We start from the raw sequence: 24,168 nt of genomic DNA, 5'->3' as shown, positions 1-24,168 counted from the left end.
GAATACACCGTGGTCCCTGAAATTGCATTAGCAAAGATTAATAAGGCGGCACCACTTGATAAAGTGTGCTTGTTGGGTTGTGGAGTGACAACAGGAATTGGCGCCGTACTCAATACTGCCAAGGTGGAACCAGGTTCAACGGTTGCTGTCTTTGGCCTGGGTGGAATCGGCCTGTCATGTATTCAGGGTGCTGTAATGGCGGGGGCAGAGCGTATTATCGGAATCGATATTAACCCTGATAAATTTGAGTTTGCTAAACAGCTAGGCTGTACAGATTTTGTTAATCCTAAGGATATTGACGGCTCATTTGTTGAATACATGCAGGACACCTTCAACGGAGGCCCTGATTACTCATTTGAGTGTATTGGTAATGTTAATGTTATGCGTAGTGCATTGGAATGTTGTCACAAAGGTTGGGGCGAATCGGTTGTCATTGGCGTTGCGGGTGCAGGTCAGGAAATTTCAACCCGCCCATTCCAGTTAGTAACTGGGCGCGTATGGCGTGGTAGTGCCTTTGGTGGGGTTAAAGGCCGTACTGAGTTGCCTGACTATGTGGAGCGTTATTTGCAAGGCGAGTTTAAATTATCTGATTTTATTACCCATACTATGGGATTGAATGATATTAATGAAGCATTCGAACTAATGCATAAAGGCGAAAGTATCCGTAGCGTAATTCATTTCAATAAATAATTTTATCCTATAATCTTTATTTATTCAGGTAGTCTTCATAACAGAAGGCTACCTATTAGCCATTTCGGGGAAGCATCATGACAATTGAAAACATCAGTAATAACAAAGCCTTTGATGGTTGGCATAAACAATATACTCACCAGTCAAAAACACTTAATTGTAAAATGCGTTTTGCTATTTACTTGCCACCACAAGCGAGTAGTCAACATAAAGTCCCTGTGATGTACTGGTTATCGGGTTTGACTTGCAGCGATGAAAATTTCATGCAAAAAGCGGGAGCATTGCGCATAGCCGCTGAACTTGGTATTGCGATTGTAGCGCCCGATACGAGCCCTCGCGGTGAAGACGTAGCTGACGATGAAAAACAAGCTTATGACTTGGGGAAAGGTGCAGGCTTTTATGTAAATGCCACTCAGGCTCCATGGAACAAACATTACCAAATGTACGATTACGTAGTTGATGAATTACCTCTACTCATTGAAAGTCATTTCCCGGTAAATTCACAGAGAGTAATCAGTGGTCATTCAATGGGCGGGCATGGTGCATTAGTGATTGCATTACGCAATCCTACACTATACAAATCGGTCAGTGCTTTTAGTCCAATTAGTAACCCTAAAAATTGTGATTGGGGTAAAAAAGCATTTAATGCTTATTTGGGCAGTGATTCAGAGTCGTGGAATTTATATGATGCGACTGAATTAATGCGGGGGGCAACTGTGCAAATCCCTGCAATGGTGGAGCAAGGCTCGAATGATAACTTCTTAGAAGAGCAGTTAAAGCCTAATGCATTATTAACGGTGGCGAATGCAACTAATTATCCTCTGACCTTTAATATGCAAGAAGGATATGATCATAGTTATTATTTTATCTCTAGTTTTATCGATAAACATATCCGTTTTCATGCCGATAATTTAGGTTTACTAAAGCGTTAATAAATTTACTTTTGCTACTAATGTGGCTAAATCAGTTAGCCACATTATTTTTTATCGAGACTCGAGACTCGAGACTCGAGACTCGAGACTTGAAATTTGATTTTTAAAATGAAATTTGTAGCATTTTATGTAATCGCTCTAAGGCAATTGGGCTTCCTTTTAGTGTTATTCTTATTCCATCTTCATGGTATTGCTCTTCTACCACCTGCATTTTACTGTGAATTTCGCCTATGATACCGCTTGCAGTATAGGGGATATGAAAACAAGCTGGGCACATTTTCTTTTCCAGAAAGGTCTGAATTTCTTGATGCACTAACGCCACATCATTCTTATCACGAGTGCTTATTTGCATCGCATCAGGATATTGCTCTAATAGTTCTAATTGCTGCTCTTCGCTTAAACAATCGACTTTATTAAGTAATAAAAGCCTGTTATTAAAATCGACATTTAATTCACCTAATACATGGTCAACAACGGCCAACTGCGACACAAAGTTGTCATCTGAGGCATCAACGACATAAAGCAGTAAGGATGCATCTTTTGCTTCTTCTAGGGTTGAATGAAATGACGCAACTAAATCATGAGGTAGTTTTTTAATAAAGCCGACTGTGTCTGATATTAAAATACGTGGTTGAGTCACAGGTTGTAAAGTTCGTACTGTGGTATCTAGAGTTGCGAATAACTTATCTTCAACTAAAACATCAGAGTCCGTTAACGCACGCATTAAAGATGATTTACCGGCATTAGTGTAACCGACTAATGCAACGCAGAGTTGTTCAATACGGCCACTACGGCGACCTTGCATTTCATTTTGCAGCTTTTTCAGTTCTCGTTTTAGATCCGCGATTTTATCACGAATACGACGACGATTAATTTCAAAGGCTGTTTCACCAATCCAACGTCCTTTTTGACGTTCTCGATCGCCACTATTTTCATCACGTACTCGTGGTGTTAGGTAATTAAGACGTGCGATCTCTACTTGTAGTTTAGCGGTACGAGTACGGGCATGTTTACTGAATATTTCAATAATAATACGGGTACGATCGTAAACTTCTACGCCTAATGCAATTTCAACGTTGCGTAGTTGATTTGGACTAAGTTCGCAATCAAACACCACCACATTAGCCTGCTCTTGCACTTCTGATGTTGTTAATAATGCATTTAACTCTTCTTGGTCAAACTCAATCTGATCATCATCTTGCTGTGGCGTTTCTAATTCACCCGTTAAGGTGGCTAATTCTTCAAGTTTACCTGAGCCTAATACTGATAGCTGTTTAGTAGATCTTTGTCGCTGCGTTTTAGTTCCGACAACAGAGAATCCTAAGGTATCGACTAATCGGCTTAATTCAGAGAGTGATTCGTCTACTTCCTGCTGACTAATATCAGGTGTACGAATAGAAATTAAAAGGGCACGAGTAATAAACTCTTCGGTTGTAGCTATCGACATATCGGGCTCATTTCTTAAGGTATTAGGAGGTGCATCCTACGCTGATGCATTCAGTTTATATATGAATTTCAAAAATTAAATAGGTATCTCACGTAATCGCAGTGTTCAGTTTATGGTTTACATTGAGTCATTAAATAAGCACATTATATTTTTGGCTAGAGAAAATATAATTGTAATTAATATATGAAAGAGGGGGGCTATTAATATTAAATTTTAGGTATAAAAAAACCAGCAAAAGCTGGTTTTTTTAACCCTTACTCAGTAAGGTTGGTTAGCAAATGACATTATCATTTACTTAAATGTGGCTGGGATAAGAGGATTTGAACCTCTGAATCCCGAGATCAAAACCCGGTGCCTTACCGCTTGGCGATATCCCAACTGTAATTTTAAGCGTTGTCTTCGCTTGAGAGTTTCATTTCTGATATCTCAATTGTAATTTTTAAGAGTTTTCTTCTCTTTGGTATTCTTTACCTAAGTAAAGAATGGTGCGGAAAGAGAGACTTGAACTCTCACACCTTGCGATACTAGAACCTAAATCTAGCGCGTCTACCAATTCCGCCACTTCCGCACAATATTCTTTATCATTACAAGGTTGGTAGTATTGAATGGTTAGAGTTCAATAAACCTTGTAATGTTAACACTGACCGAAGTCTGTGTTGGTATATGGCAGGGATATGAGGATTTGAACCTCAGAATCCCGAGATCAAAACCCGGTGCCTTACCGCTTGGCGATATCCCTACAATTCTTCATACAACCGGAGTTGTACTTAAAGCATGGTGCGGAAGGAGAGACTTGAACTCTCACACCTTGCGATACTAGAACCTAAATCTAGCGCGTCTACCAATTCCGCCACTTCCGCACAATATTCTTTATATTTATAAACTTGGTAGTGTTAAACAAATTAATGAGTAACAGCGTTTATAAATTTAACAACTCGCTATGAATAGCCAATCGTTTATATAATGGCAGGGATATGAGGATTTGAACCTCAGAATCCCGAGATCAAAACCCGGTGCCTTACCGCTTGGCGATATCCCTACAATTCGAATTAAGATGGTGGCCATGACGGGACTTGAACCTGTGACCCCAGCATTATGAATGCTGTGCTCTAACCAGCTGAGCTACATGGCCATCTTAAATCGCATTCCGACTAGCAGTTGCCTGTTTCGTTGGAACGGGGCGCATTATGCTAATTACAGCGAAGTTCGTCAACTATTTTTTAGTTAAAAAACATTTTTATCTGCGCCTGTTGGAATTCTGTACGAATCCTGTTGTCACTCTATGCTATTTGTAGCAAAACTGCAATTATTGATAATCGAAAGCGGTAATTAGGATTTTTATTAATTACCGCTAAACTTGGTAATTTAATTGCTATTCACTTGTTTAATTACTATTGAGCTGTTTTATTTACATTAAAATGAGTTTAGAGCGGTCAGAAATAAAAAAACGCCAGCAATTGCCAGCGTTTTTTATGCTTACTTTAGAGCAAATCGAAAGCTCTTAGCTTAAGTAACGTTATACGTTGAAACGGAAATGTACTACATCACCATCTTTAACGATGTAATCTTTACCTTCAAGACGCCATTGACCTGCGGTTTTAGCGCCTGCTTCACCTTTGTGTTCAATGAAAGCTGCATAAGGAACCACTTCTGCGCGGATAAAGCCTTTTTCGAAGTCTGTGTGGATCTTACCTGCCGCTTGTGGTGCCGTCGCGTTTACAGGGATAGTCCATGCACGCACTTCTTTAACACCAGCGGTAAAGTAAGTTTGCAATGTTAGTAGTTCGTAACCAGAACGAATTACACGGTTAAGACCTGGTTCTTCAATACCCATGTCTTCCATGAACTCTGCACGTTCTTCGTCTTCCAGTTCTGCAATATCCGATTCCATTGATGCACAGATCGCCACTACCACGGCATTTTCTGTTGCTGCAAGTTCGCGTACTGAATCTAGGAATGGGTTATTCTCAAAACCATCTTCATCAACGTTAGCGATGTACATTGTTGGTTTCAATGTTAAGAAATTCATATATTCAATCGCCGCAACCTCTTCTTTAGACAGTTCTAAAGAGCGGATCATTTCACCTTCAGCAAGGTGTGCGATGATTTTTTCAACTACTGGCACTTCAAATTTAGCGTCTTTATCGCCGCCTTTGGCTTTTTTAGCTAAACGTAGCAGTGCTCTTTCACAGCTGTCTAGGTCAGCAAGTGCAAGTTCTGTGTTGATGATTTCGATATCATCCAATGGTGAGATCTTGTTGTTAACGTGAATGATGTTGTCATTTTCAAAACAACGTACCACATGACCGATTGCATCCGTTTCACGGATGTTTGCTAGGAATTTATTACCTAGACCTTCACCTTTTGATGCGCCTGCTACTAGGCCTGCAATATCAACAAATTCCATTGTAGTTGGTAATACACGCTCAGGGTTTACAATTGCAGATAGTGCATCTAAACGCTTATCTGGCACAGGAACAACACCCGTGTTCGGCTCGATTGTGCAGAATGGGAAGTTGGCAGCTTCGATACCAGCTTGTGTTAGTGCATTAAATAGTGTTGATTTACCTACGTTTGGTAAGCCTACGATACCGCATTTAAAACCCATGATTTTTACCTTATTTGCTATGTACTAAAATTGGTTCATACAGTTAAGTTATTTATCTGTATGTGTTTAATTACTTCTTTTTATTAATCATTGCGCTTTAAACGTATGTAAACGACTCATCGCTTTGACCATGCCGTCTTTAGCTAAAATATCAATACAGCGCACTGCTTCATCAATTGCTGCATCCATTTGTTCTTGTTCTATCTTTTGTGCTTTGCCAAGTACATAACCGGTTACTTTTTCTTTGCTACCGGGATGGCCAATGCCTATACGTAAACGGAAAAATTCTTTGCTGTTGGCCATTCTACTGATAATGTCTTTCAGACCATTATGACCACCGTGGCTGCCGCCTTGTTTAAATTTAGCTACGCCGGGTGGTAAGTCTAATTCATCATGAACCACTAAAATCTCGGTCACATCAATCTGGTAAAACTTGGCAATCGCCGCGACTGACTTTCCACTTAAATTCATGAAAGTCGTCGGTACCAATAAGCGCACATCTTGGCCAGCTACATTGATACGGGCGGTATAACCAAAGTATTTCGCTTCTTCACGTAATTGCGTATTATGCCATTTTGCTAATTCGTTAATAAACCAAGCGCCAGCATTGTGACGGGTGCGGCTGTATTCTTGTCCTGGATTAGCCAGGCCGACAATTAAACGAATGTCGTTGCTCATGGTATACCTATATTGCTGTAATGATTGCTTAATGAGTGCTTGAGCCAATGGCTCTGTTACTCATTGAATAAAAAACGCGCTATTTTACCCTGTGTCAGGGCAAACCTCAACTGACGAGTGAGTGAAAGGTTTGAGCGGGTGTTGTTATGTTGTGCTTTGGGGAGTGATAGAACTAAAAAAACCGAGCTTGGCAGTAGCAAACTCGGTTTATTACAGTGTTTAAATTTTAGTTAGCGAACTCTTTAAAAATTATTTAAAAAGTAGTCTAAATTATTTAAACATTGCCGAAACTGATTCTTCGTTGCTAACGCGGCGAATTGATTCAGCAAGCATAGGGCTTAAGCTTAATACGCGTACGTTTGGTAGAGCAGCAACTTCTGGAGAGAGTGGTATTGAGTCTGTTACAACGAATTCATCAATACAAGAGTTACGTAGGTTCTCTACAGCGTTACCTGAGAATACTGGGTGAGTTGCGTAAGCAAATACACGTTTCGCGCCATTTTTCTTCAGTGCTACTGCCGCTGCACATAATGTACCGCCAGTATCGATCATGTCATCAACAAGGATACAATCACGATCTTTAACGTCACCAATAATATGCATTACTTGTGCTACGTTTGCTTTTGGACGACGTTTGTCGATAATCGCAAGGTCAGCTTCGTCAAGTAATTTAGCGTTAGCACGGGCACGTACAACACCACCGATATCCGGAGATACGATAACTGGGTTCTCAAGATTCTTTTCTTGCATGTCTTCTAATAATACTGGCGTACCAAATACATTATCAACAGGTACATCGAAGAAACCTTGGATTTGTTCAGCGTGTAGATCAACCGTTAATACACGGTCAACACCAACACTTGAAAGGAAATCAGCTACAACTTTTGCTGTAATTGGCACACGAGAAGAACGTACACGACGATCTTGACGAGCATAACCAAAGTAAGGAATAACAGCAGTAATACGACCCGCAGATGCACGACGCATCGCATCAACCATAACGATTAGTTCCATTAGGTTGTCATTAGTTGGCGCACAAGTAGATTGCAGGATGAAGATATCTCCACCACGTACATTTTCTTCAATTTCAACGCTAATTTCGCCATCGCTAAAGCGACCAACTTTGGCTTTACCAAGTTGGATGAAAAGGCGTTCAGCAACTTTTTTAGCTAGTTCTGGTGTAGCGTTACCAGCAAAGAGTTTCATGTCGGGCACGGTGTAACCTCAGGTAATCGATGTATTTGGCTGGGATATAATTATACTCCTAAACAGCGAACTGTTTAGTAGAGATCCCCAGCATTAATCTCTTAGAATTTGGTAACAACTTATTTAACATATGTTCGGCACTGAACTAAATTTAAACCTGTCTTTCTAAGTCATGCAATAGTGGCGATTTATTTAAGCCCTTCGCAAGATAAATTTGCATGTTTTTAGGCGCGTTAGCTAATACGGCTAATGCGTCAGACTTAGTTTTAAATTCAGAGAAAACACAGCAACCGGAACCTGTCAGTCGAGATGGCGCATATTTTAGCAACCACTCTAATGCTTTTGCAACCTCGGGATGACGTTTTTTCACAGTTGATTCAAAGTCATTTTTCCATTCGTCTCTTAACAACTGACTCAGCGGGCGTTTTGGGGTATCGCGGATCAGTTCTGGATCGGAAAATAATTTTGCTGTGTTGACATGTGTTGCAGGCACAGCAATAAGATAATAGTGCTCTTCCACCTCTATTGAGGCAAGCTCTTCACCAATACCTTCTGCAAATGCGGCATGACCTCGGACAAAAACTGGTACGTCGGCACCCAGCTTAAGACCAATGGCAGCCAGTTGATCTTCATCAAGGTTTAATTGCCAAAGTTGATTGAGAGCGACGAGTGTGGTTGCGGCATCTGAAGAACCGCCACCCAGACCGCCACCCATGGGCAGATTCTTAGTTAAGCTAATATCGGCACCGAGCGGTAACGATGAATATGTTTTCAAAACCATTGCTGCTTGGTAGATGATATTGTCGCTAACCGCCAGACCGGGAATATCTGGTGTAATAGTAATGCGGTCATTGAGGTTAGGGCTGATTGCTAACTCATCACCGATATCAATAAATTGAAATAAGGTTTGTAGTTCATGGTAACCATCAGGACGGCGACCATTAATGTACAGAAAAAGATTTAATTTTGCGGGTGCTGACCAATAGCTAATCTTGTGTTGCATTTAACTTCCAGTTTCGAGTCGTGATTTTTATACGCAGAGCGTCTTGTTTGATGACGATATTTTTAGGTAACCATATAGCATCGATTAATTGATATTGAGTATAACTGATTGCCCATCCTTGTGGATGCAGGGCTTGCGTTACTCGACCATAGCTATCGAGAGTGACGTTATCGGTGAGTGGGTCACCAAGGATCCACGCTCGTAATTGATTAACCGGTATTGGAATGGGGCTCAGCTGGTTAATCAGCGTTTGTGTGTTGTTACTTTGATACTGTCGGTCATCATCTAAAATCAGCGTGGAGATATTATCTTTACGCTTAATGGTCAGTACGTGAATACCAAATGGACCGGTGAGATTGATCTTGAAATCATTGACATATTGCTGCCAGTTTAAGGTCGCAGAGTTACGTGAATCAGGACTAATAAACGCGATTTGTCCTTGTAGTTGCCAAGTCTCAATCGCTTGTAGCTGCAGTTGGTGTTGCTGCCATAATTGTTGTGGGCTACCAGCTGGCGGTTGATACTGTGTGGTAGTACTACTACAGGCACTGAGTAAGATACTCATCAAGATAATATAAATTGAACGCTGAAATGTCATAAGATACTCAAAAAAACAAAGTAATGATGATAAAGAGCAAGCATGGGCTTATAAAAACAGATATGCATGGTTTTGTCACTTTAAAAATGCATACTTTTTGCGTAGAATGGCCCTCTTAGCTCTTTTTACCACTATTCACTGTAAGTAATACATGACTCTGTTAGCACTTGGTATAAATCATAATACGGCACCAGTATCATTGCGTGAAAAGGTCGCTTTTTCACCGGACAATATTGAGGATGCCTTTGCCAGCATTATGGGCAATCGGGTAGCCTCGGAAGCGGTGATTGTGTCAACCTGTAATCGCACCGAAATATATTGCAAGATTGAGCAAGGCTTACCTGAACGTGTTAGTCAGTGGTTAGTTGATTTTCATCACTTGCCTGCCGATGAATTAGCGGCTTGTACTTATCGTTATTATGATGCCGATGCTGTGCATCATCTAATGCGTGTTGCAGGGGGGTTAGATTCACTGGTATTAGGTGAACCGCAAATCTTAGGTCAGATAAAGCAAGCGTTTGCAAAAGCCAAACAGTTGGATTCTGTTTCTCAAACTTTAGATAAATTATTCCAGAAAACCTTTACTGCTGCGAAACGTGTGCGTACCGAAACCGACATCGGTGCTAATGCAGTATCCGTTGCTTTTGCTGCGGTGAGTTTAAGTAAGCATATCTTTGATGATTTATCAAAAACCCGGGTACTGTTAATTGGTGCGGGTGAAACCATTGATTTAGTTGCCACTCACCTTGCCGAGCAAAATGTCAGTGAGATGATGGTCGCCAATCGTACAGTTTCTCGTGCGCAAGCCTTGGGTGATAAATTTGGTGCGACCACCTTTACACTCGAAGAGATCCCACAGCATTTGCATAATGCCGATATTGTTATCAGCTCGACAGCTAGCCCCTTACCGATTATTGGTAAAGGTATGATTGAAAGTGCGTTGAAGCTGCGTAAACAAAAACCGATATTTTTAGTTGATATTGCCGTGCCACGGGATATTGAAGAAGAAGTGGGTGAGCTCGGTAATGCCTACCTTTATACCGTGGATGATCTGCAAGGTATCATTGAGCAGAATAAAGAAGCCCGCCAAGACGCGGCGCAGCAAGCCGAACATATTATCACCGAAGAAACAAAGCTGTTTTCAGAGTGGATAGCGTCATTATCCAGTGTTGATTCGATTAAAGAATACCGTAATGCCGCGATGGCTGAGAAAGAGATATTACTCGAAAGAGCAATCGCCGCGATGCAAAACGGTGCTGACGGTGAGCGGGTACTTACCGAATTAGCCAATAAGTTAACCAATAAGTTGATCCACGCACCGACACAAGCCTTAGTCGGTGCAGGCAAGCGTAACCAAGATGACGAACTGTTATTAGTGCGTCGTGTTGTGGGGCTTGAGTAACAATCACTTCCTTAAAGTAAGCCGTTGTTGATTGCCTTTATCGATTAACAACCGCTCACTCTATTTCAAATTGTTTGGTATATATTCACTCTATCCAAGGTAAATGTTCGGAAAGCAATCGACTATTTCCTTACATATAGGTATCCTTGCCGATCACAACAAAGAAATAATTCATATTCAATTGCTGAAGCAGCCTATGTCAGACTTCAGTGATCTATTTAACGGTAATACGAGAGTAAAGATGAAAGCATCGATCATTACAAAATTAGAAGCCTTAATCGAACGTCATGAAGAAGTTCAAGCGTTATTGAGTGAGCCAGAGATCATTAGTGATCAAGACCGTTACCGTGCACTAACTAAAGAATACGCGCAATTAGAAGAACTTGTTTCTTGCTTTAAAGAATATCAAGAAGCACAGGAAAACTTCGAATCAGCAGAAGAAATGCTCAAGGATGATGATCCTGACATGCGTGAAATGGCTGTTGAAGAATACAAAGAAAGCAAAGAGGCTGTTGCCCGCATTAGTGACGAGTTAGAAATCTTACTTTTACCGCGCGATCCCAATGACAGTAATAACTGCTTCTTAGAGATCCGTGCTGGTGCTGGTGGTGATGAAGCGGCAATCTTTGCTGGTGACCTTTACCGTATGTATAGCCGCTATGCTGAGAAAAAAGGCTGGCGCTTGTCAGTAATGAATTTAAGCGACAGTGATCAAGGCGGTTACAAAGAAGTTATCGTTAAGATGGAAGGCGAAGCGGTATTCGGTACCATGAAGTTTGAATCAGGCGGTCATCGTGTACAACGTGTACCAGAAACTGAATCACAAGGCCGTATTCATACATCTGCTTGCACAGTCGTTGTTATGCCTGAAATCCCTGAGTCAGAAGCGATCAGTATTAATACTGCCGACCTTAAAGTGGATACTTTCCGTGCATCTGGCGCCGGTGGTCAGCATGTAAATAAAACCGATTCAGCGATTCGTATTACCCACATTCCTACGGGGACTGTTGTGGAGTGTCAAGATGAACGTTCACAGCATAAAAACCGTGCGCGTGCGATGTCTATTCTACAAGCACGTATTCAAGCAGCTGCAGATGAAGTTGTGCGTCTTGAAGAAGAAAGCACACGTCGTAGCTTGGTTGCGAGTGGCGATCGTTCTGAACGTATTCGTACTTATAACTACCCACAAGGCCGTGTAAGTGATCACCGCATCAACTTAACGCTTTACCGTCTAAACGAAGTGATGGAAGGCGAGTTAGATGTATTGATCCAACCTATCATTCAAGAACATCAAGCAGATCTGTTAGCGGCACTTGCTGAAGCAGACTAGGTGTATCGAGTACTGTGAAAACAATTGCACAAATACTGCAGTGGGCTGGTAAACAGCTCACTGACAGCGAAAGCCCAAAGCTTGATGCTGAAGTCATCCTGTGTTTCCTCCTAGATAAAGATCGCAGTTATCTTTTCGCTTGGGACGATAAAGAACTGAATGATGACATTATCAGCCGTTTTTCTGCACTCATCACGCGTCGTCAGACGGGTGAACCCGTCGCGCATATTCTGGGTTATCGTGAATTTTGGTCATTAGAATTAGAAGTTTCTGCGGATACCTTAATTCCAAGACCAGATACCGAAGTATTAGTTGAACAAGCGCTTGCTTGTATGCCAGCTGAAACTTGCCAGGTATTAGATTTAGGTACTGGTACTGGTGCGATAGCACTGGCACTGGCATCGGAATCACCACAGGCAACGGTTACCGCTATTGAATATAATCAAGGTGCCGCAGCATTGGCACGTCGAAATGCGAAACGCTGTGGTTTTGAGATCACGGTGTTACAAGGTAGCTGGTTTGAACCTTTAGAGCCTGAGCAACGCTTTGATGTGATAGTCAGTAACCCACCTTATATTGAGGAGCATGATCCTCATCTGGTGATGGGGGACGTACGCTTTGAACCGTTAACGGCATTAGTCGCTGATGAAGACGGCCTTGCTGATCTTAAGCATATTATTCGCCACGGTTATGCGTTCTTAAATGTGGATGGCTGGTTACTCGTCGAGCATGGTTTTGAACAAGGTGATGCGGTACGTGACTTATTTATCGCCGCGAATTACCACCAGGTTATTACTCATAAAGATTATGGTAATAATGATCGTATTACTATCGGACAACGGAAAGAAGTCTAATTATGGATATTGTTCTCCCGCTGCACATCGCGACGCTGTTATTAAGTGTGCTGATGTATTTTATAAACTTTGCCTTCACTGTGAAGCAATCACCGTATCTTGAGCATGCAGGCTTTATTAAATCACGTAAGGTGATAGACATGCTTACTGTGATGATGATTGCCTTAGTATGCATGGTATCAGGTCGTGTGCCGTTTGCAGATACGGTGATGACCGAAAAATTAATATCGACACTGGCCATCATTTTTATGATGTTTATGTCACTACAGCAAGCGAAGAATTTATTTTTCCGCTGTTTTGCATTTGCAGGTAGTATTGGTTGGTTATTTTATGTGTTTTCACTAGCCGTTAACGGCGAAGCATATTTGCTGAGGTAGTTATGGAATTTGATGCAAATGCAGCGCTGGCAGAAACAGAACTGGCAGAAGCGGTAGATGAATCGGTAGATAATGACGACATTGATAGTGAGCAGGTCGACGAATATGATGATGAGCTCGCAGAAGAAGTGTTAATGATCGACAATGTTATGCTCGCAACACTCTCAGCAATCGAAGTGATAACGGAGAAACCGTTACTCGAACAGGCGATTGTTGAACTCGATGAGTTAATCGCGTTAATTGAAGTTGATATGCAAGGCTTTAACTGCGACGTTGAAAAACGAGACCAGTTATTGTATTTGTTTTATCAGCAGCTTGGTTTTGCAGGCGATTGGCGTAAGTGGCTAGAACTCGATAGCGTATTACTGCACAAAGTCATTAGCAGTCGCAATGGTGTGCCGTTGTCACTCGGGACTGTGTTTATGTACTTTGCGGAACATTTTGAAGTCGAAGTAAAAGGTATCTTATTCCCTGGTCAATTTGTGCTACGTTTTGGCGGTGAAAAAAATGCGACCTATGTCGATCCTGCCGATGGACAAATACTGACTCAGCATAAGTTACAAGTATTGTTACGTGGTATTGAAGGTAACCATGCGTTGCTTACCGATGATGACTTGTTAGAAGCTAATAATGAAATGCATTATCTGCGCTTATTACAAGTATTAAAAGCGGCGTTAATTCGTGATGAACACTTTTCCTATGCATTGCGTTGTATCGATTTAATTTTAGAACTTGAACCTGATGAACCGTATGAGATCCGTGATCGTGGCTTTTTGTTACAACAACTTGATTGTAAAAAGTTAGCAAGTGAAGATTTTGCTTATTTTATTGAACAATGTCCAGACGATCCGATCACGCGGGTATTAACAGCACAACTCGAAGAACTTGCTGTCGCCAATGATACGATTCATTAACATTAACTGATTTGAAATGGACCCTTTAAGGTAACAATTATGAATGCAAAAATAGTAAAAATTGGTAATGATATTATTTGTGCCAACGATCTACCATTTGTGTTATTTGGTGGTATCAATGTATTAGAAGACGAACTGTCGACTCTACGCGCTGTAGAAGCGTATAAGACGGTAACTGATAAACTGGGTATCCCTTTTGTATTTAAAGCGTCTTTTGATAAAGCTAACCGTTCAAGTATCCACTCTTTCCGTGGTGTAGGTATGGAACAAGGCTTAAACATTTTTAAACGTGTTAAAGCTGAATTCAACGTACCAATCATTACAGATATTCATACTGAAGCACAATGCCAACCGGTTGCTGATGTTGTTGATGTGATCCAATTGCCGGCTTTTCTTGCGCGTCAAACCGATTTAGTGCAAGCAATGGCGACAACAGGCGCTGTGATTAATATTAAAAAACCACAGTTTATGTCACCACATCAAGTGGGTAATATCGTTGATAAGTTCGCCGAATGCGGCAATGAACAGGTGATCATATGTGAGCGTGGCCATTGCCATGGTTACGATAATCTAGTTGTAGATCCATTAGCATTTGGCGTAATGAAAGAAATGACACAAGGTACACCAATCATCTTAGACAGTACCCATGCAACGCAACAGCGTGACGCGGGTAGTGCTGCGTCTGGTGGTCGTCGTAAACAAGTACCTGAACTGAGCTATGCTGGTTTAGCGACAGGTATTGCGGGTCTATTTATTGAAGCGCATGCAAACCCTGCACAAGCCCGTTGTGATGGCCCATCGGCATTACCATTTGCTAAGTTAGAAGCATTTTTAGCTCAAGCAAAAGCGATTGACGACGTGGTGAAGAGTTTTACTGCGATTGATATCGATTAATTTTAGGCATAAAAAAAGCGCTGTAATAATACAGCGCTAAAAAACCTTTGAACGAATAATGCAAGTGCATTAAGAGTATGATCAAAGGTTTGAAAATAAGTAATTTCTACTTAAAGGCCTAAACCAAAAAGTTTAAGCAAACAAACACAACATTACATAACAAAGACTAACTTATATAAATAATACTAATTAATGAAAATCAGTAGCAATAAGCATTATGTCCTATATACATACGCGCACTATAGTTATTTTCTAGTATTCTGGCAACTGACAAATTATAATGTTTCACATTAGTTTTTCTCATCTAACTGGACGCCCCTATGTCACGCAGACTTCCGCCATTAAATTCGTTACGTGTTTTCGAAGCCGCAGCTCGGCATTCTAGCTTTACGCGCGCATCCGAAGAGCTTTATGTGACACAAGCCGCAGTCAGCCACCAAATTAAAGCACTCGAAGAGTATTTGGGCATTAAATTGTTCCGTCGTCAAAACCGTGCATTGTTTTTAACGGAAGAAGGCCAAAGTTATTTTCTTGATATTAAAGATACTTTTTCTTCATTAGTGGATGCGACTGAGCGTTTATTAGCCAGAGGGGCGAAAGGGTCGTTGACGGTCAGTCTGCAACCGAGTTTTGCTATTCAATGGTTGGTGCCACGGCTGTCTTTGTTTTCAGATCTTTATCCTGATATCGATGTGCGTATTAAAGCCGTTGATATGGATGACGGTTCACTGACCGATGATGTCGATGTGGCTATTTATTATGGTCGTGGTAAGTGGAAAGATTTACACGCCCAGAAATTGCATACGGAATACTTAGTCCCGGTCTGTTCACCACGTTTACTTAATGGTGCAAAACCATTAAAAACCCCCGGAGACCTAAAATTACATACGTTATTACATGATACTTCTCGTCGAGATTGGACGGCTTGGTTTAAACAAACCAATATTACTGATATTAATGTTAATCAAGGACCAATCTTTAGTCATACGTCGATGGTATTACAAGCCGCTGTGCATGGCCAAGGCGTCGCGTTAGGACATAGCGTATTAGCACAACCAGAAATTGATGCCGGTCGTCTGGTACGGCCTTTTAATGAAGTATTAGTGAGTAAGAACGCCTATTACGTTGTTTGCCGAGAAGAGCAAGATGAACTCGGTAAGATTGTGGCATTCCGTGACTGGATGCTGTCTTTAGTACAGGAAGAGCAACAAGAGTTTGTGGAGAATTAATTCATCACGAAGTCACTAAATCCTTGGTGTTATATCGTCAAGGGTTTAGACTGTGCGGCTTTGTATTCAAACCAGTTCAAGATACGCGATTATTCTGCACTGGCTTGGGTATATTTTATGTATTTGTAGTCTCGGTATTGTTTCTATACTGAGTATATATCGTCAGCAGTGTTGATGGCGAAAATGAGGTTATTAGAAAATGAATGGTATTTTATTATATTGCCGTCCTGGTTATGAAAAAGAATGTGCCGCTGAAATTCAAGCACGAGCGACAGCCATGGAGGCGTATGGTTTTGCTAAAGTAACGCCAAACTCGGGTTATGTTGTGTTTGAATGTCACTCTGCTGACGATGTCGATACACTGGCGAAAAAATTACCACTTTCATCATTGATCTTTGCACGTCAAATGATTGCACTGCATGCGCGTGTTGATGATATGCCACTTTATGACCGTGTAAACCCTGTGGTTGCCGCTTGTGAAGGTATTGAAGGCATGGGTGAGCTACGGGTAGAAATGCCTGATACCAATGAAGGTAAAGAGCTATCTAAATTCTGCCGTAAGTACACAGTGCCACTACGTCAGTCATTGCGTAAAAACGATCACTTATTGGCAAAAGAAAACAAAAACCGTCCAGTACTACACGTATTCTTCTTTAATAATACCAGTGTTTTTATCGGTTACTCATACAGCTTTAACAACTCGCCATTACCTATGGGTATTATGCGTCTTAAGTTCCCGGCAAAAGCACCAAGCCGTTCAACATTAAAACTTGAAGAAGCATTCCATACTTTTATTCCTGCAGATCAGTGGGATAGACGTATTGGTGGTGCCATGCGTGCGGTTGACTTAGGCGCTTGCCCTGGTGGTTGGACGTATCAATTAGTACAACGCAGTATGTTTGTGGTCGCGATTGATAATGGCGCAATGGCTGAAAGCTTGATGGAAACCGGTCAAGTTAAGCATTACGAAGAAGATGGTTTTAAATATGAGCCAGCTAAAACGACGATCGCATGGACTAACCGTAAATTAAACGGTAATAAAGTCAAGGTGCCTGAGAATCCACCTGTAGATATGCTGGTGTGTGACATGATTGAGAAACCAGAACGTGTTGCTCGTCTTATGTGTAAGTGGTTATTGAATGCGTGGTGTAAAGAAGCCATCTTTAACCTTAAACTGCCATTAAAGCGTCGTTACCATACATTAGAAGATTGTTTGGCTATCTTAGACAAGCAGCTTGATGATCGCTTTGTGATCCAAGCTAAGCACCTTTATCATGATCGTGACGAAGTAACTGTACACGTTGCTTGGGCACATTTCATTCCAGAAGATAAATAAGTCTGGTAAAACAATAAGGGCAATACCGGTATATTGCCCTTATCTCCAAGCCATTAAATATTCTTGTTGAGAACTATTTAATGGCTTTTTTATTTAAATCGGTAGCGAAAATACAGCTGCGGATCTTGCCCTCTGACTTTAACGCCAATGATTGCCCCTTCGATCCCCATATTATAATAAGCTTCGTGCTGTAACATGCCGTTAGATTTTACTTTGCTTTTGATCGTCAAACGTTCGTAATCGAGTAATAAGTAAGGGCTGCGCTTCAAGCTGTAATGCAAGTTTAAGCTTAGTCTGCCTATGTCTTTAAGTCGGGGAATAAACAGTCGAGTAATATCAGGATCAACCCACATATTGAACAGCTGCAGTTGTGCGGTACGTTTATGCTTACGTTTACGCTTACTTTTTTTGACCACCATTATCGATTGTTTGAATTCAAGCTGAGGTGTGACTTGGTCTGCGCTGGGGGGGAGCACCTGATGTGGATAGCTATATAAATGTGTGTTGGCAACACTTGCTCTTAACGGATCTTCTGCCGCTGACGTAATTCTACAGCATAGGCTGATTAATAGTATGGCAAAGAGAACGTTAGCTAGCATATATCACCAATCGGCTGATGAAAACTTAACTATAGCTTGGTATGGATAAATTACTAGGCAGTAAGTGGATTGTGTATGATTAGAGTCGATATCGGCAGTATGAAGAACGCGGATATTACCAAGGTGGTCGGTATTATAAAGTCGGAAATCAGCTGCTTTACATCTAGGATGCGCAGCAACTGAACCATGAATAGCGGGATAATCGCTATTGAGCTTTAGCGCGTATTATAGACGCTCTAAAATTGCTTGGGTGAAGTCTGTCGTTCCGTGTGTACCACCAAGATCATGGGTGGTTCTATCGCCAGATTCAATCACATCACGTACCGCGTTGCGGATGTTATCAGCTTCAGTTTTCATGCCTAAGTGCTCTAACATTTGGATAGATGCAAGGATCACTGATGTTGGGTTTGCTAGATTTTTACCTGCAATGTCTGGTGCACTGCCGTGAACAGCTTCGAAAATAGCGATATCGTCACCTATGTTTGCGCCAGGAGCCATACCTAAACCACCGACGAGACCAGCACATAGGTCAGATAAAATATCTCCAAATAAGTTAGTCGTTACGATCACATCGAAGCGCTCTGGGTACATAACTAGATTCATACATGCAGCATCGACAATCATTTCTTCCGATTCAATTTCCGGATAACGTTTGGCAACTTCACGTGCGACTTCAAGGAATAAGCCCGATGTTGTTTTCAGAATGTTGGCTTTATGGATAGCGGTGACTTTTTTACGATTTTCTGATTTTGCTAACTCGTATGCAGCAACACAAATTCGCTCTGCACCGTCACGTGTAATGATACTTTTTGCTTCAGCTTCACTGCCGTCATCAGAAATAACTTGGCCAGCACCAGAATACATACCTTCGGTATTTTCACGCACGGTAATAATATCAATATTTTCATAGCGGCTACGCGTGCCTTTAAAAGACAGCACTGGACGTAAGTTAGCGTATAAATTGAAATGCTTACGTAATGAAACATTGATTGAAGTGAAACCCGCACCTACCGGTGTTGTTAACGGACCTTTTAATGCGATTTTATTTTTTTCAATTAAATCTAATGTTGTTTTTGGCAGCAGTTCACTTGAAGTTTGTAGCGCAGCAAGACCGGCATCAGCAAAATCATATGCGAAGTTACAGCCAGCTTTATCTAAAATTTGAATTGCAGACTCAATAATATCCGGACCAATACCATCACCCGGGATCACTGTAATTCTTGTTTGTGTCATACATATTCCTTATTTAGTTGAGCTTACTTTCAAATGAAAATATTTTGTTGCCATATGGTAACAAAATATTGATTGGTTGTTAATCCAGTTGCTGCTGTAATTTGGTTAAATAGAGTATTTAACAGGGGGGATGATGGATTTGTTAGAGATAGATCTAGATTTTAACTTTTTTTATACTATTAACGCTTAGTGTGAATACTCGATTTATATCATTAAGCGTTAGCGTCACGTATTTAAGGTTGATATCTTAAGTCTTTTAAATTAAAGCCGAGTGGAATATCAATTTTTAACTGTGCAAGTTGCTGAGTGATATAAGCCATTTCCTTGTGTGTATCGAGTTTTTCACGTAATTTAGGTTTTAATTCTGTACTGGCATAAATGGCATCTAAGTGCGGATATTGATTAAGTAATTGTGTTGCTGTTTTTGGTCCAACGCCTGCAACGCCGGCTAAATGACTACCACTGATCCCCGTTAACGCCCAATAATCGGCAAGTTGTTGTGGTTGTACACCAAACTTGTCATCAATAAATTCTTGATCTAACCAACGCTTATTAAAATAATCACGAATTTGAATATAAGGATTTAGCAGTTGGCAATAGCCTTTGTCGGTTGAGATGATTGTCACGGGTTGCTGTTGCGCTGACATCTTGGTTGCCAGCGTGGCAATCAGATCATCCGCTTCATCTTGCTCGGTTAATAAAGAGTCGACGTTGAGCTCCCAAAGGTCATCTTGGATAAGCGTCAATGCTTGCTGCAAACTGTCTGGCATGGGTTTACGGTTGGCTTTGTAGTCGGGATAAATGTCATGACGCCAACCTGTTTGTTCAGCATCAAACACCGCCACTACGTGGGTAGGTGCGGTGATGGATAACAGTTTTCTAACGGCGTGCTTAATGGTTTCACGGGTTGCGCTGATTTGCGCAACCGGATCGTTACTTTGGTTGAGTTGTACTGCATGAACTCGACGGATCAGGTTTAACGCATCGATTATTAATAAGTGATTTTGGGCCATATCCGTGTTTCATCAAAGTTAGCTAGGTTTAATTATTTCATAACAAGGCTCATACTTACTACCTGGAAGCTTCATTCTGTTCTGTTTTATGAAACTTTTTAATAAATTGTCCATTAATTGCATTAATTTGGCGTCACCTTGTAGCTTAAATGGTCCATTTTTTTCAATTGCCTTGATCCCTGAGTCCTTAACATTACCAGCGACAATGCCGGAAAAGGCTTTACGCAGGTTCATGGCTAATGCTTCAGGCGCTTGTTCGAGGTTAAGGTTTAAGGCTGCCATGTGTTGGTGGTTGGGGACAAATGGCATCTGAAAATCTAACTCAATTTTAAGACTCCAATTATAAGAGTAAGCATCACCAATGGCGCGGCGGTACTCGTAGGTCTTTTGCATGGCTTTTTTCATGATCTGCGCGGCACTCGAGGCATCATCAATAATGATTTGATAATATTTTTGTGCTTCAAAGCCAAGCGTTGCACCGATAAATTCATCAATCGTAGCAAAGTATTTTTCACTTTCTTTTGGCCCTGTTAATACGATGGGCAGTGGTTGGCGCTTGTTTTCGGGATGCATCATGATGCCAAGTAAATACAATAGCTCTTCGGCGGTACCTGCGCCACCAGGGAAAATAATGATACCGTGGGAAAGGCGAATAAAGGCTTCTAGGCGTTTCTCGATATCCGGTAAGATCACTAATTCATTAACGATTGGATTTGGCGGCTCTGCTGCAATGATACTGGGCTCGGTTAAACCAAGATAGCGGCGCTGTTTTACCCGTTGCTTGGCATGGCCAACGGTTGCACCTTTCATCGGTCCTTCCATTGCACCAGGTCCGCAGCCTGTACATATATTCATCTCCCGCAAGCCGAGCTCATGACCAACGGCTTTGGCATACTCATATTCAGGAGAACGGATGGAGTGGCCACCCCAGCAAACCACCATGTTGGGATCAGAGTCAGATTTGATCACGCGAGCATTACGTAAAATAGAAAAGACTTGGTTAGTTAAAAAAGAGGATAAGTCTTTTTTTGGTACTGGGACTTTGTCAATATAGCTATTCACATAGAGAATATCGCGTAATACCGAAAATAAATGTTCTTGGATGCCGCGGATAATCTCGCCATCGACAAACGCTTGCTCTGGGGCGTTATGTAATTCGAGTTTAACACCGCGCTCCTGCTGTACTACATTGATATCAAAATTGCGGAATGCTTGTAAAATTTCACTGCTGGAATCGGTGCGAGAACCGGAATTTAATACCGCGAGTGAGCAATTGCGAAATAATAAGTATAAATCGCTGGTGGCGGTTTGTTGTAGTCGATCCACTTCAAGCTGTGACAGCAGATCCATACTACCAACCGGTTTGATATGGGTAATCATAAGCTTAACTCCATCTCAGAAATCAGGCGTCAAGTACGTATAAATAATTGATTAAAAAGTATATGTGTCCGTACTTATCGCCACAGGTCTCATTAAGTTTAGATCCTAATGATGACTTTATCTCGTCCTGAGCTTTTTGCTTCGTATAATGCTTTATCTGCGCGTTCGAAAGGTTCTACGGTATCGCTATCATCTGCTGAGAATTGCGTCGCACCAATAGAGATGGTGATGGAGATCTGCTTTCCTTTGAATCTAAAAGGGATATTTTTGATGGTATTACGTAATTGATCTAAAATAACCTGTATTTCATCAGGTGCTAAATCGGCCAGTAATATCACAAACTCTTCGCCACCAAAACGAGCGATAAAATCTTTGCCTTTAATTGATTTTTGCAATGCACGAGCAACAATTTTAAGGGCTTTATCACCAGCGGTATGACCAAAGGTATCGTTAATATTCTTAAAATGATCTATGTCTATCATGGCGATTGTAGTATTGGTTTGATAACGCTGCCAGCGTTTAAATTCAAGCTTAAAACGCTCGTCTAGTGCAGTGCGGTTATACACTTGCGTTAGCGAGTCAAGATAGAGCTTATGCTGTTGCGCTTCGAGGCGCTGGGTATGCTGCAAGGTCTCTTTCTTTAGTTCCTCAAGTTGCTTCTGGACTGCTTGGATTTGTAGTTCTAGTTGGATTTTTTCTGCTAGCAATTGTTCTTGTTGCTGAATACTGTTGGAGATGATCTGTAGCCCTTGCTGAACATGTTGTTTAGTTTCGGCTAAATTTTCACTGGTACTGATATCAAGGTCTAGAATATCAATACGTTCTTTTAAGTTTTCTAACAAGTTCAGCTGTTTTTTGTTGATGTTATTATTATCAACTAAGGAAATATCAAACTTGTAAGCAATGTTATTGAGTTCTTCAACTACGCTATGTAAGAACGTTTTTGAGGCCAGACGTTCTTCACGTGCACCTTCGATAACGTTGTTAATAATTTGCAAGCATATATCAACTAATTCATGGCTTTCAACACCTTGCAACAGTCGTTGACGGATCTTCTTTAGATTCGAACCAAAGCCTCCGGCAAAATCAAGTTCGTTGATTAAGCGTTGTAAATCATCACATATTTTCTTATGGATGCTGATTGCTATACCATTATTACCATCGCGCGCTATTTGTAAGTTTTTAATTGCACTGTGATAGATACAGAATAATGATTGAACCTTAGTTTGTAATATGGCAACGGCAGTCGCTCTTGGTTCTGTTAATAGCAGTTGCAGTTCGCTGGTCAGTTTTGGATCGTCTTGTAATAAATTAGCTAATGCTTTAGCGGCTTGGATCGTCGCACCATCACCAATTTTTAAAGTGTCAGATAAGATATTAGGTTGCAGCATTATCTGACGTTCAACATGTTTGATTTGGGTGTTCAATTCATCATCAGAAGTACTGCGTTCAAGAGTCGCTTTCAGCCTACCCACTTCAATATTTAGTTCCGTATCGATACCGCGGGTTGCACCCAGTAAACGGTTGATAAATGCTAATAACATTGCTGTGTTTATTTTACTGTAGCCGTCGCTATCACTGTGTGGTGGTACTGAAGGCGTATCTTGTGATGTCTGCATGAATACTGTTCACATTGGCTAAATCAAATATTAGCTTACCACTATATATACATCTATAAAATAGTTTGGTGTCAAAATGTATCATTACAACCAATTAATATCATTTTTGTCTGTTGATGAGGTTACTTTTACCAGGCCTTTTTCAACCGCTTGTTTTGAACGATTCCAAATGTCACCATGAAAAAATGCCGGCTGCGTATAGGTCAATGCACTGAATTGAACCCAGCTATTTTTATTATGTTTATGACTTAATTGTGTAGCGCCAGATAAAGCTAACGTCGCAATGTTTAACAACTTTTTACTGTCTATTGCGGTAGGGTACTTAAATAAGAACGGGTGTGAAACCATGCCTATAGACACTTTTTTATCAAAATTAAAGCTGCAGTCAAATGCTTCAAATAAGTCGAGAATATGGTTGGCGATGATCGCAGGGTCGTAATTTTTGTTTACCTTTCTCACCAGCAATAACTGGGTGTCGTTCAATTGGAATAATCGTTCTGAATCATTTGTTTGTTGTCGTAAATAAGAGCCTAATTCGGCTTCTATCTTATTTACCATTGAAAGGCTGTATTTCTGACGTAAAAGTGGTAAAAAATCGAGACTGATAATGGCACAGCTATGCACACTATTTTGTTTATCTGAATACTCCCAATCAGAATAGAATCTGGCTTCTTGCAATGGTGTTGGGATGTATTGATCCAGACTATGGATGTTATTCAAACCGGTATTGGCGTGAATATTATGATTATTCTCTAGTTCTTCAACATTCTGGCGCTGTAATTTCATTTTTTGACTATTAATATAATACAAATAAAGAATAATGAGC

At 41.0% G+C, this 24,168-nt stretch carries 21 protein-coding genes, 6 tRNA genes and 1 pseudogene; 10 read left to right on the top strand and 18 right to left on the bottom strand.

Going from position 1 to position 24,168, the window contains the following annotated elements; translation table 11 throughout:
* Nucleotides 1–690: zinc-binding dehydrogenase (locus QNK26_RS01330; protein WP_319220454.1), on the top strand; the 690-nt coding region annotated here is incomplete at its 5' end.
* A 77-nt stretch (nucleotides 691–767) separates the two neighbouring features.
* Nucleotides 768–1,622, top strand: coding sequence for an S-formylglutathione hydrolase (gene fghA / locus QNK26_RS01325; protein ID WP_319220453.1), 855 nt, complete (start codon nucleotides 768–770; stop codon nucleotides 1,620–1,622).
* Nucleotides 1,623–1,725: 103 nt separating this feature from the next.
* Here the strand turns inward: fghA and hflX are convergent, their stop codons facing one another.
* From hflX to lolB, 12 genes are all read right to left on the bottom strand, one after another.
* On the bottom strand, nucleotides 1,726–3,069 hold the full coding sequence (gene hflX, locus QNK26_RS01320; RefSeq protein ID WP_319220452.1) for a GTPase HflX: 1,344 nt from the start codon (nucleotides 3,067–3,069) through the stop codon (nucleotides 1,726–1,728).
* A 302-nt stretch (nucleotides 3,070–3,371) separates the two neighbouring features.
* Nucleotides 3,372–3,446: transfer RNA gene (locus tag QNK26_RS01315), tRNA-Gln, on the bottom strand.
* A 106-nt stretch (nucleotides 3,447–3,552) separates the two neighbouring features.
* A tRNA-Leu gene (locus QNK26_RS01310) sits at nucleotides 3,553–3,637 on the bottom strand.
* Between the two features lie 96 nt (nucleotides 3,638–3,733).
* Nucleotides 3,734–3,808: transfer RNA gene (locus QNK26_RS01305), tRNA-Gln, on the bottom strand.
* 36 nt (nucleotides 3,809–3,844) lie between these two features.
* Nucleotides 3,845–3,929, bottom strand: a tRNA-Leu gene (locus QNK26_RS01300).
* 104 nt (nucleotides 3,930–4,033) lie between these two features.
* A tRNA-Gln gene (locus QNK26_RS01295) sits at nucleotides 4,034–4,108 on the bottom strand.
* A 16-nt stretch (nucleotides 4,109–4,124) separates the two neighbouring features.
* Nucleotides 4,125–4,201: transfer RNA gene (locus QNK26_RS01290), tRNA-Met, on the bottom strand.
* Nucleotides 4,202–4,585: 384 nt separating this feature from the next.
* Nucleotides 4,586–5,677, bottom strand: coding sequence for a redox-regulated ATPase YchF (gene ychF, locus QNK26_RS01285; RefSeq protein WP_319220451.1), 1,092 nt, complete (start codon nucleotides 5,675–5,677; stop codon nucleotides 4,586–4,588).
* Between the two features lie 87 nt (nucleotides 5,678–5,764).
* The gene (gene pth / locus QNK26_RS01280) at nucleotides 5,765–6,355 is read right to left on the bottom strand and encodes an aminoacyl-tRNA hydrolase (RefSeq protein ID WP_319220450.1); all 591 of its coding nucleotides are present in this window, start codon (nucleotides 6,353–6,355) and stop codon (nucleotides 5,765–5,767) included.
* A gap of 270 nt (nucleotides 6,356–6,625) precedes the next feature.
* Nucleotides 6,626–7,570, bottom strand: a complete 945-nt coding sequence (locus tag QNK26_RS01275; RefSeq protein WP_319220449.1) for a ribose-phosphate pyrophosphokinase — start codon at nucleotides 7,568–7,570, stop codon at nucleotides 6,626–6,628.
* Nucleotides 7,571–7,712: 142 nt separating this feature from the next.
* Nucleotides 7,713–8,564 carry a 4-(cytidine 5'-diphospho)-2-C-methyl-D-erythritol kinase gene (gene ispE, locus QNK26_RS01270; protein ID WP_319220448.1) on the bottom strand — a complete coding sequence of 284 codons (852 nt, stop codon included), beginning with the start codon at nucleotides 8,562–8,564 and terminating at the stop codon, nucleotides 7,713–7,715.
* Nucleotides 8,548–9,162, bottom strand: a complete 615-nt coding sequence (gene lolB / locus QNK26_RS01265) for a lipoprotein insertase outer membrane protein LolB (protein ID WP_319220447.1) — start codon at nucleotides 9,160–9,162, stop codon at nucleotides 8,548–8,550. Before lolB ends, ispE begins: the two co-directional genes overlap by 17 nt.
* 151 nt (nucleotides 9,163–9,313) lie before the next feature.
* On the opposite strand from lolB, the gene hemA reads away from it, so the two are divergent.
* The 8 genes from hemA (at nucleotide 9,314) to rlmM (ending at nucleotide 17,498) form a co-directional block, all read left to right on the top strand.
* A complete protein-coding gene (gene hemA, locus QNK26_RS01260) occupies nucleotides 9,314–10,564 on the top strand; it encodes a glutamyl-tRNA reductase (RefSeq protein ID WP_319220446.1) in 1,251 nt (416 codons plus the stop codon).
* Between the two features lie 241 nt (nucleotides 10,565–10,805).
* Entirely contained in the window at nucleotides 10,806–11,894 is a 1,089-nt protein-coding gene (prfA, locus tag QNK26_RS01255; protein WP_319220455.1) for a peptide chain release factor 1, read from the top strand.
* Nucleotides 11,895–11,908: 14 nt separating this feature from the next.
* Entirely contained in the window at nucleotides 11,909–12,748 is an 840-nt protein-coding gene (gene prmC, locus QNK26_RS01250; RefSeq protein WP_319220445.1) for a peptide chain release factor N(5)-glutamine methyltransferase, read from the top strand.
* A 2-nt stretch (nucleotides 12,749–12,750) separates the two neighbouring features.
* Nucleotides 12,751–13,125, top strand: a complete 375-nt coding sequence (locus tag QNK26_RS01245) for a SirB2 family protein (protein ID WP_319220444.1) — start codon at nucleotides 12,751–12,753, stop codon at nucleotides 13,123–13,125.
* A 2-nt stretch (nucleotides 13,126–13,127) separates the two neighbouring features.
* Complete coding sequence (locus QNK26_RS01240) at nucleotides 13,128–14,039, top strand: SirB1 family protein (protein WP_319220443.1); 912 nt, start codon at nucleotides 13,128–13,130, stop codon at nucleotides 14,037–14,039.
* 39 nt (nucleotides 14,040–14,078) lie between these two features.
* Nucleotides 14,079–14,933, top strand: a complete 855-nt coding sequence (kdsA, locus tag QNK26_RS01235) for a 3-deoxy-8-phosphooctulonate synthase (RefSeq protein ID WP_319220442.1) — start codon at nucleotides 14,079–14,081, stop codon at nucleotides 14,931–14,933.
* Nucleotides 14,934–15,253: 320 nt separating this feature from the next.
* Entirely contained in the window at nucleotides 15,254–16,162 is a 909-nt protein-coding gene (locus tag QNK26_RS01230; RefSeq protein WP_319220441.1) for a transcriptional regulator GcvA, read from the top strand.
* Between the two features lie 199 nt (nucleotides 16,163–16,361).
* Nucleotides 16,362–17,498 (top strand): 23S rRNA (cytidine(2498)-2'-O)-methyltransferase RlmM, encoded by a 1,137-nt coding sequence (rlmM, locus tag QNK26_RS01225; RefSeq protein ID WP_319220440.1) that lies wholly within the window; start codon nucleotides 16,362–16,364, stop codon nucleotides 17,496–17,498.
* An 89-nt stretch (nucleotides 17,499–17,587) separates the two neighbouring features.
* Here rlmM and QNK26_RS01220 read toward each other — a convergent pair whose 3' ends face one another.
* The 6 genes and pseudogenes from QNK26_RS01220 to QNK26_RS01195 form a co-directional block, all read right to left on the bottom strand.
* Nucleotides 17,588–18,097: a hypothetical protein gene (locus tag QNK26_RS01220; protein WP_319220439.1), complete on the bottom strand. Its 510-nt coding sequence runs from the start codon at nucleotides 18,095–18,097 to the stop codon at nucleotides 17,588–17,590.
* 225 nt (nucleotides 18,098–18,322) lie between these two features.
* Nucleotides 18,323–19,330: an isocitrate dehydrogenase gene (locus tag QNK26_RS01215; RefSeq protein WP_319220438.1), complete on the bottom strand. Its 1,008-nt coding sequence runs from the start codon at nucleotides 19,328–19,330 to the stop codon at nucleotides 18,323–18,325.
* 233 nt (nucleotides 19,331–19,563) lie between these two features.
* Complete coding sequence (gene xni, locus QNK26_RS01210; RefSeq protein ID WP_319220437.1) at nucleotides 19,564–20,343, bottom strand: flap endonuclease Xni; 780 nt, start codon at nucleotides 20,341–20,343, stop codon at nucleotides 19,564–19,566.
* A gap of 18 nt (nucleotides 20,344–20,361) precedes the next feature.
* Entirely contained in the window at nucleotides 20,362–21,723 is a 1,362-nt protein-coding gene (gene ppnN / locus QNK26_RS01205) for a nucleotide 5'-monophosphate nucleosidase PpnN (protein ID WP_319220436.1), read from the bottom strand.
* Nucleotides 21,724–21,821: 98 nt separating this feature from the next.
* On the bottom strand, nucleotides 21,822–23,342 hold the full coding sequence (locus QNK26_RS01200) for a GGDEF domain-containing protein (RefSeq protein ID WP_319220435.1): 1,521 nt from the start codon (nucleotides 23,340–23,342) through the stop codon (nucleotides 21,822–21,824).
* Between the two features lie 84 nt (nucleotides 23,343–23,426).
* Nucleotides 23,427–24,168: pseudogene (locus QNK26_RS01195) on the bottom strand (hypothetical protein); the annotation flags it as partial.

Origin of the sequence: Moritella sp., from assembly GCF_033791185.1 — a bacterium.
Lineage (GTDB): Bacteria > Pseudomonadota > Gammaproteobacteria > Enterobacterales > Moritellaceae > Moritella.
This window is presented reverse-complemented; position numbering and strand designations above follow the sequence as displayed.

What these genes read in the sequence shown, in the direction of transcription:
- fghA (WP_319220453.1), top strand. Translation starts at nt 768, where the DNA reads ATGACAATTGAAAACATCAGTAATAACAAAGCCTTTGATGGTTGGCAT.
- hemA (WP_319220446.1), top strand. Translation starts at nt 9,314, where the DNA reads ATGACTCTGTTAGCACTTGGTATAAATCATAATACGGCACCAGTATCA.
- QNK26_RS01240 (WP_319220443.1), top strand. Translation starts at nt 13,128, where the DNA reads ATGGAATTTGATGCAAATGCAGCGCTGGCAGAAACAGAACTGGCAGAA.
- ychF (WP_319220451.1), bottom strand. Translation starts at nt 5,677, where the DNA reads ATGGGTTTTAAATGCGGTATCGTAGGCTTACCAAACGTAGGTAAATCA.
- prfA (WP_319220455.1), top strand. Translation starts at nt 10,806, where the DNA reads ATGAAAGCATCGATCATTACAAAATTAGAAGCCTTAATCGAACGTCAT.
- ispE (WP_319220448.1), bottom strand. Translation starts at nt 8,564, where the DNA reads ATGCAACACAAGATTAGCTATTGGTCAGCACCCGCAAAATTAAATCTT.
- lolB (WP_319220447.1), bottom strand. Translation starts at nt 9,162, where the DNA reads ATGACATTTCAGCGTTCAATTTATATTATCTTGATGAGTATCTTACTC.
- hflX (WP_319220452.1), bottom strand. Translation starts at nt 3,069, where the DNA reads ATGTCGATAGCTACAACCGAAGAGTTTATTACTCGTGCCCTTTTAATT.
- QNK26_RS01200 (WP_319220435.1), bottom strand. Translation starts at nt 23,342, where the DNA reads ATGCAGACATCACAAGATACGCCTTCAGTACCACCACACAGTGATAGC.
- ppnN (WP_319220436.1), bottom strand. Translation starts at nt 21,723, where the DNA reads ATGATTACCCATATCAAACCGGTTGGTAGTATGGATCTGCTGTCACAG.
- kdsA (WP_319220442.1), top strand. Translation starts at nt 14,079, where the DNA reads ATGAATGCAAAAATAGTAAAAATTGGTAATGATATTATTTGTGCCAAC.
- QNK26_RS01215 (WP_319220438.1), bottom strand. Translation starts at nt 19,330, where the DNA reads ATGACACAAACAAGAATTACAGTGATCCCGGGTGATGGTATTGGTCCG.
- QNK26_RS01220 (WP_319220439.1), bottom strand. Translation starts at nt 18,097, where the DNA reads ATGCTAGCTAACGTTCTCTTTGCCATACTATTAATCAGCCTATGCTGT.
- rlmM (WP_319220440.1), top strand. Translation starts at nt 16,362, where the DNA reads ATGAATGGTATTTTATTATATTGCCGTCCTGGTTATGAAAAAGAATGT.
- xni (WP_319220437.1), bottom strand. Translation starts at nt 20,343, where the DNA reads ATGGCCCAAAATCACTTATTAATAATCGATGCGTTAAACCTGATCCGT.
- QNK26_RS01230 (WP_319220441.1), top strand. Translation starts at nt 15,254, where the DNA reads ATGTCACGCAGACTTCCGCCATTAAATTCGTTACGTGTTTTCGAAGCC.
- QNK26_RS01245 (WP_319220444.1), top strand. Translation starts at nt 12,751, where the DNA reads ATGGATATTGTTCTCCCGCTGCACATCGCGACGCTGTTATTAAGTGTG.
- pth (WP_319220450.1), bottom strand. Translation starts at nt 6,355, where the DNA reads ATGAGCAACGACATTCGTTTAATTGTCGGCCTGGCTAATCCAGGACAA.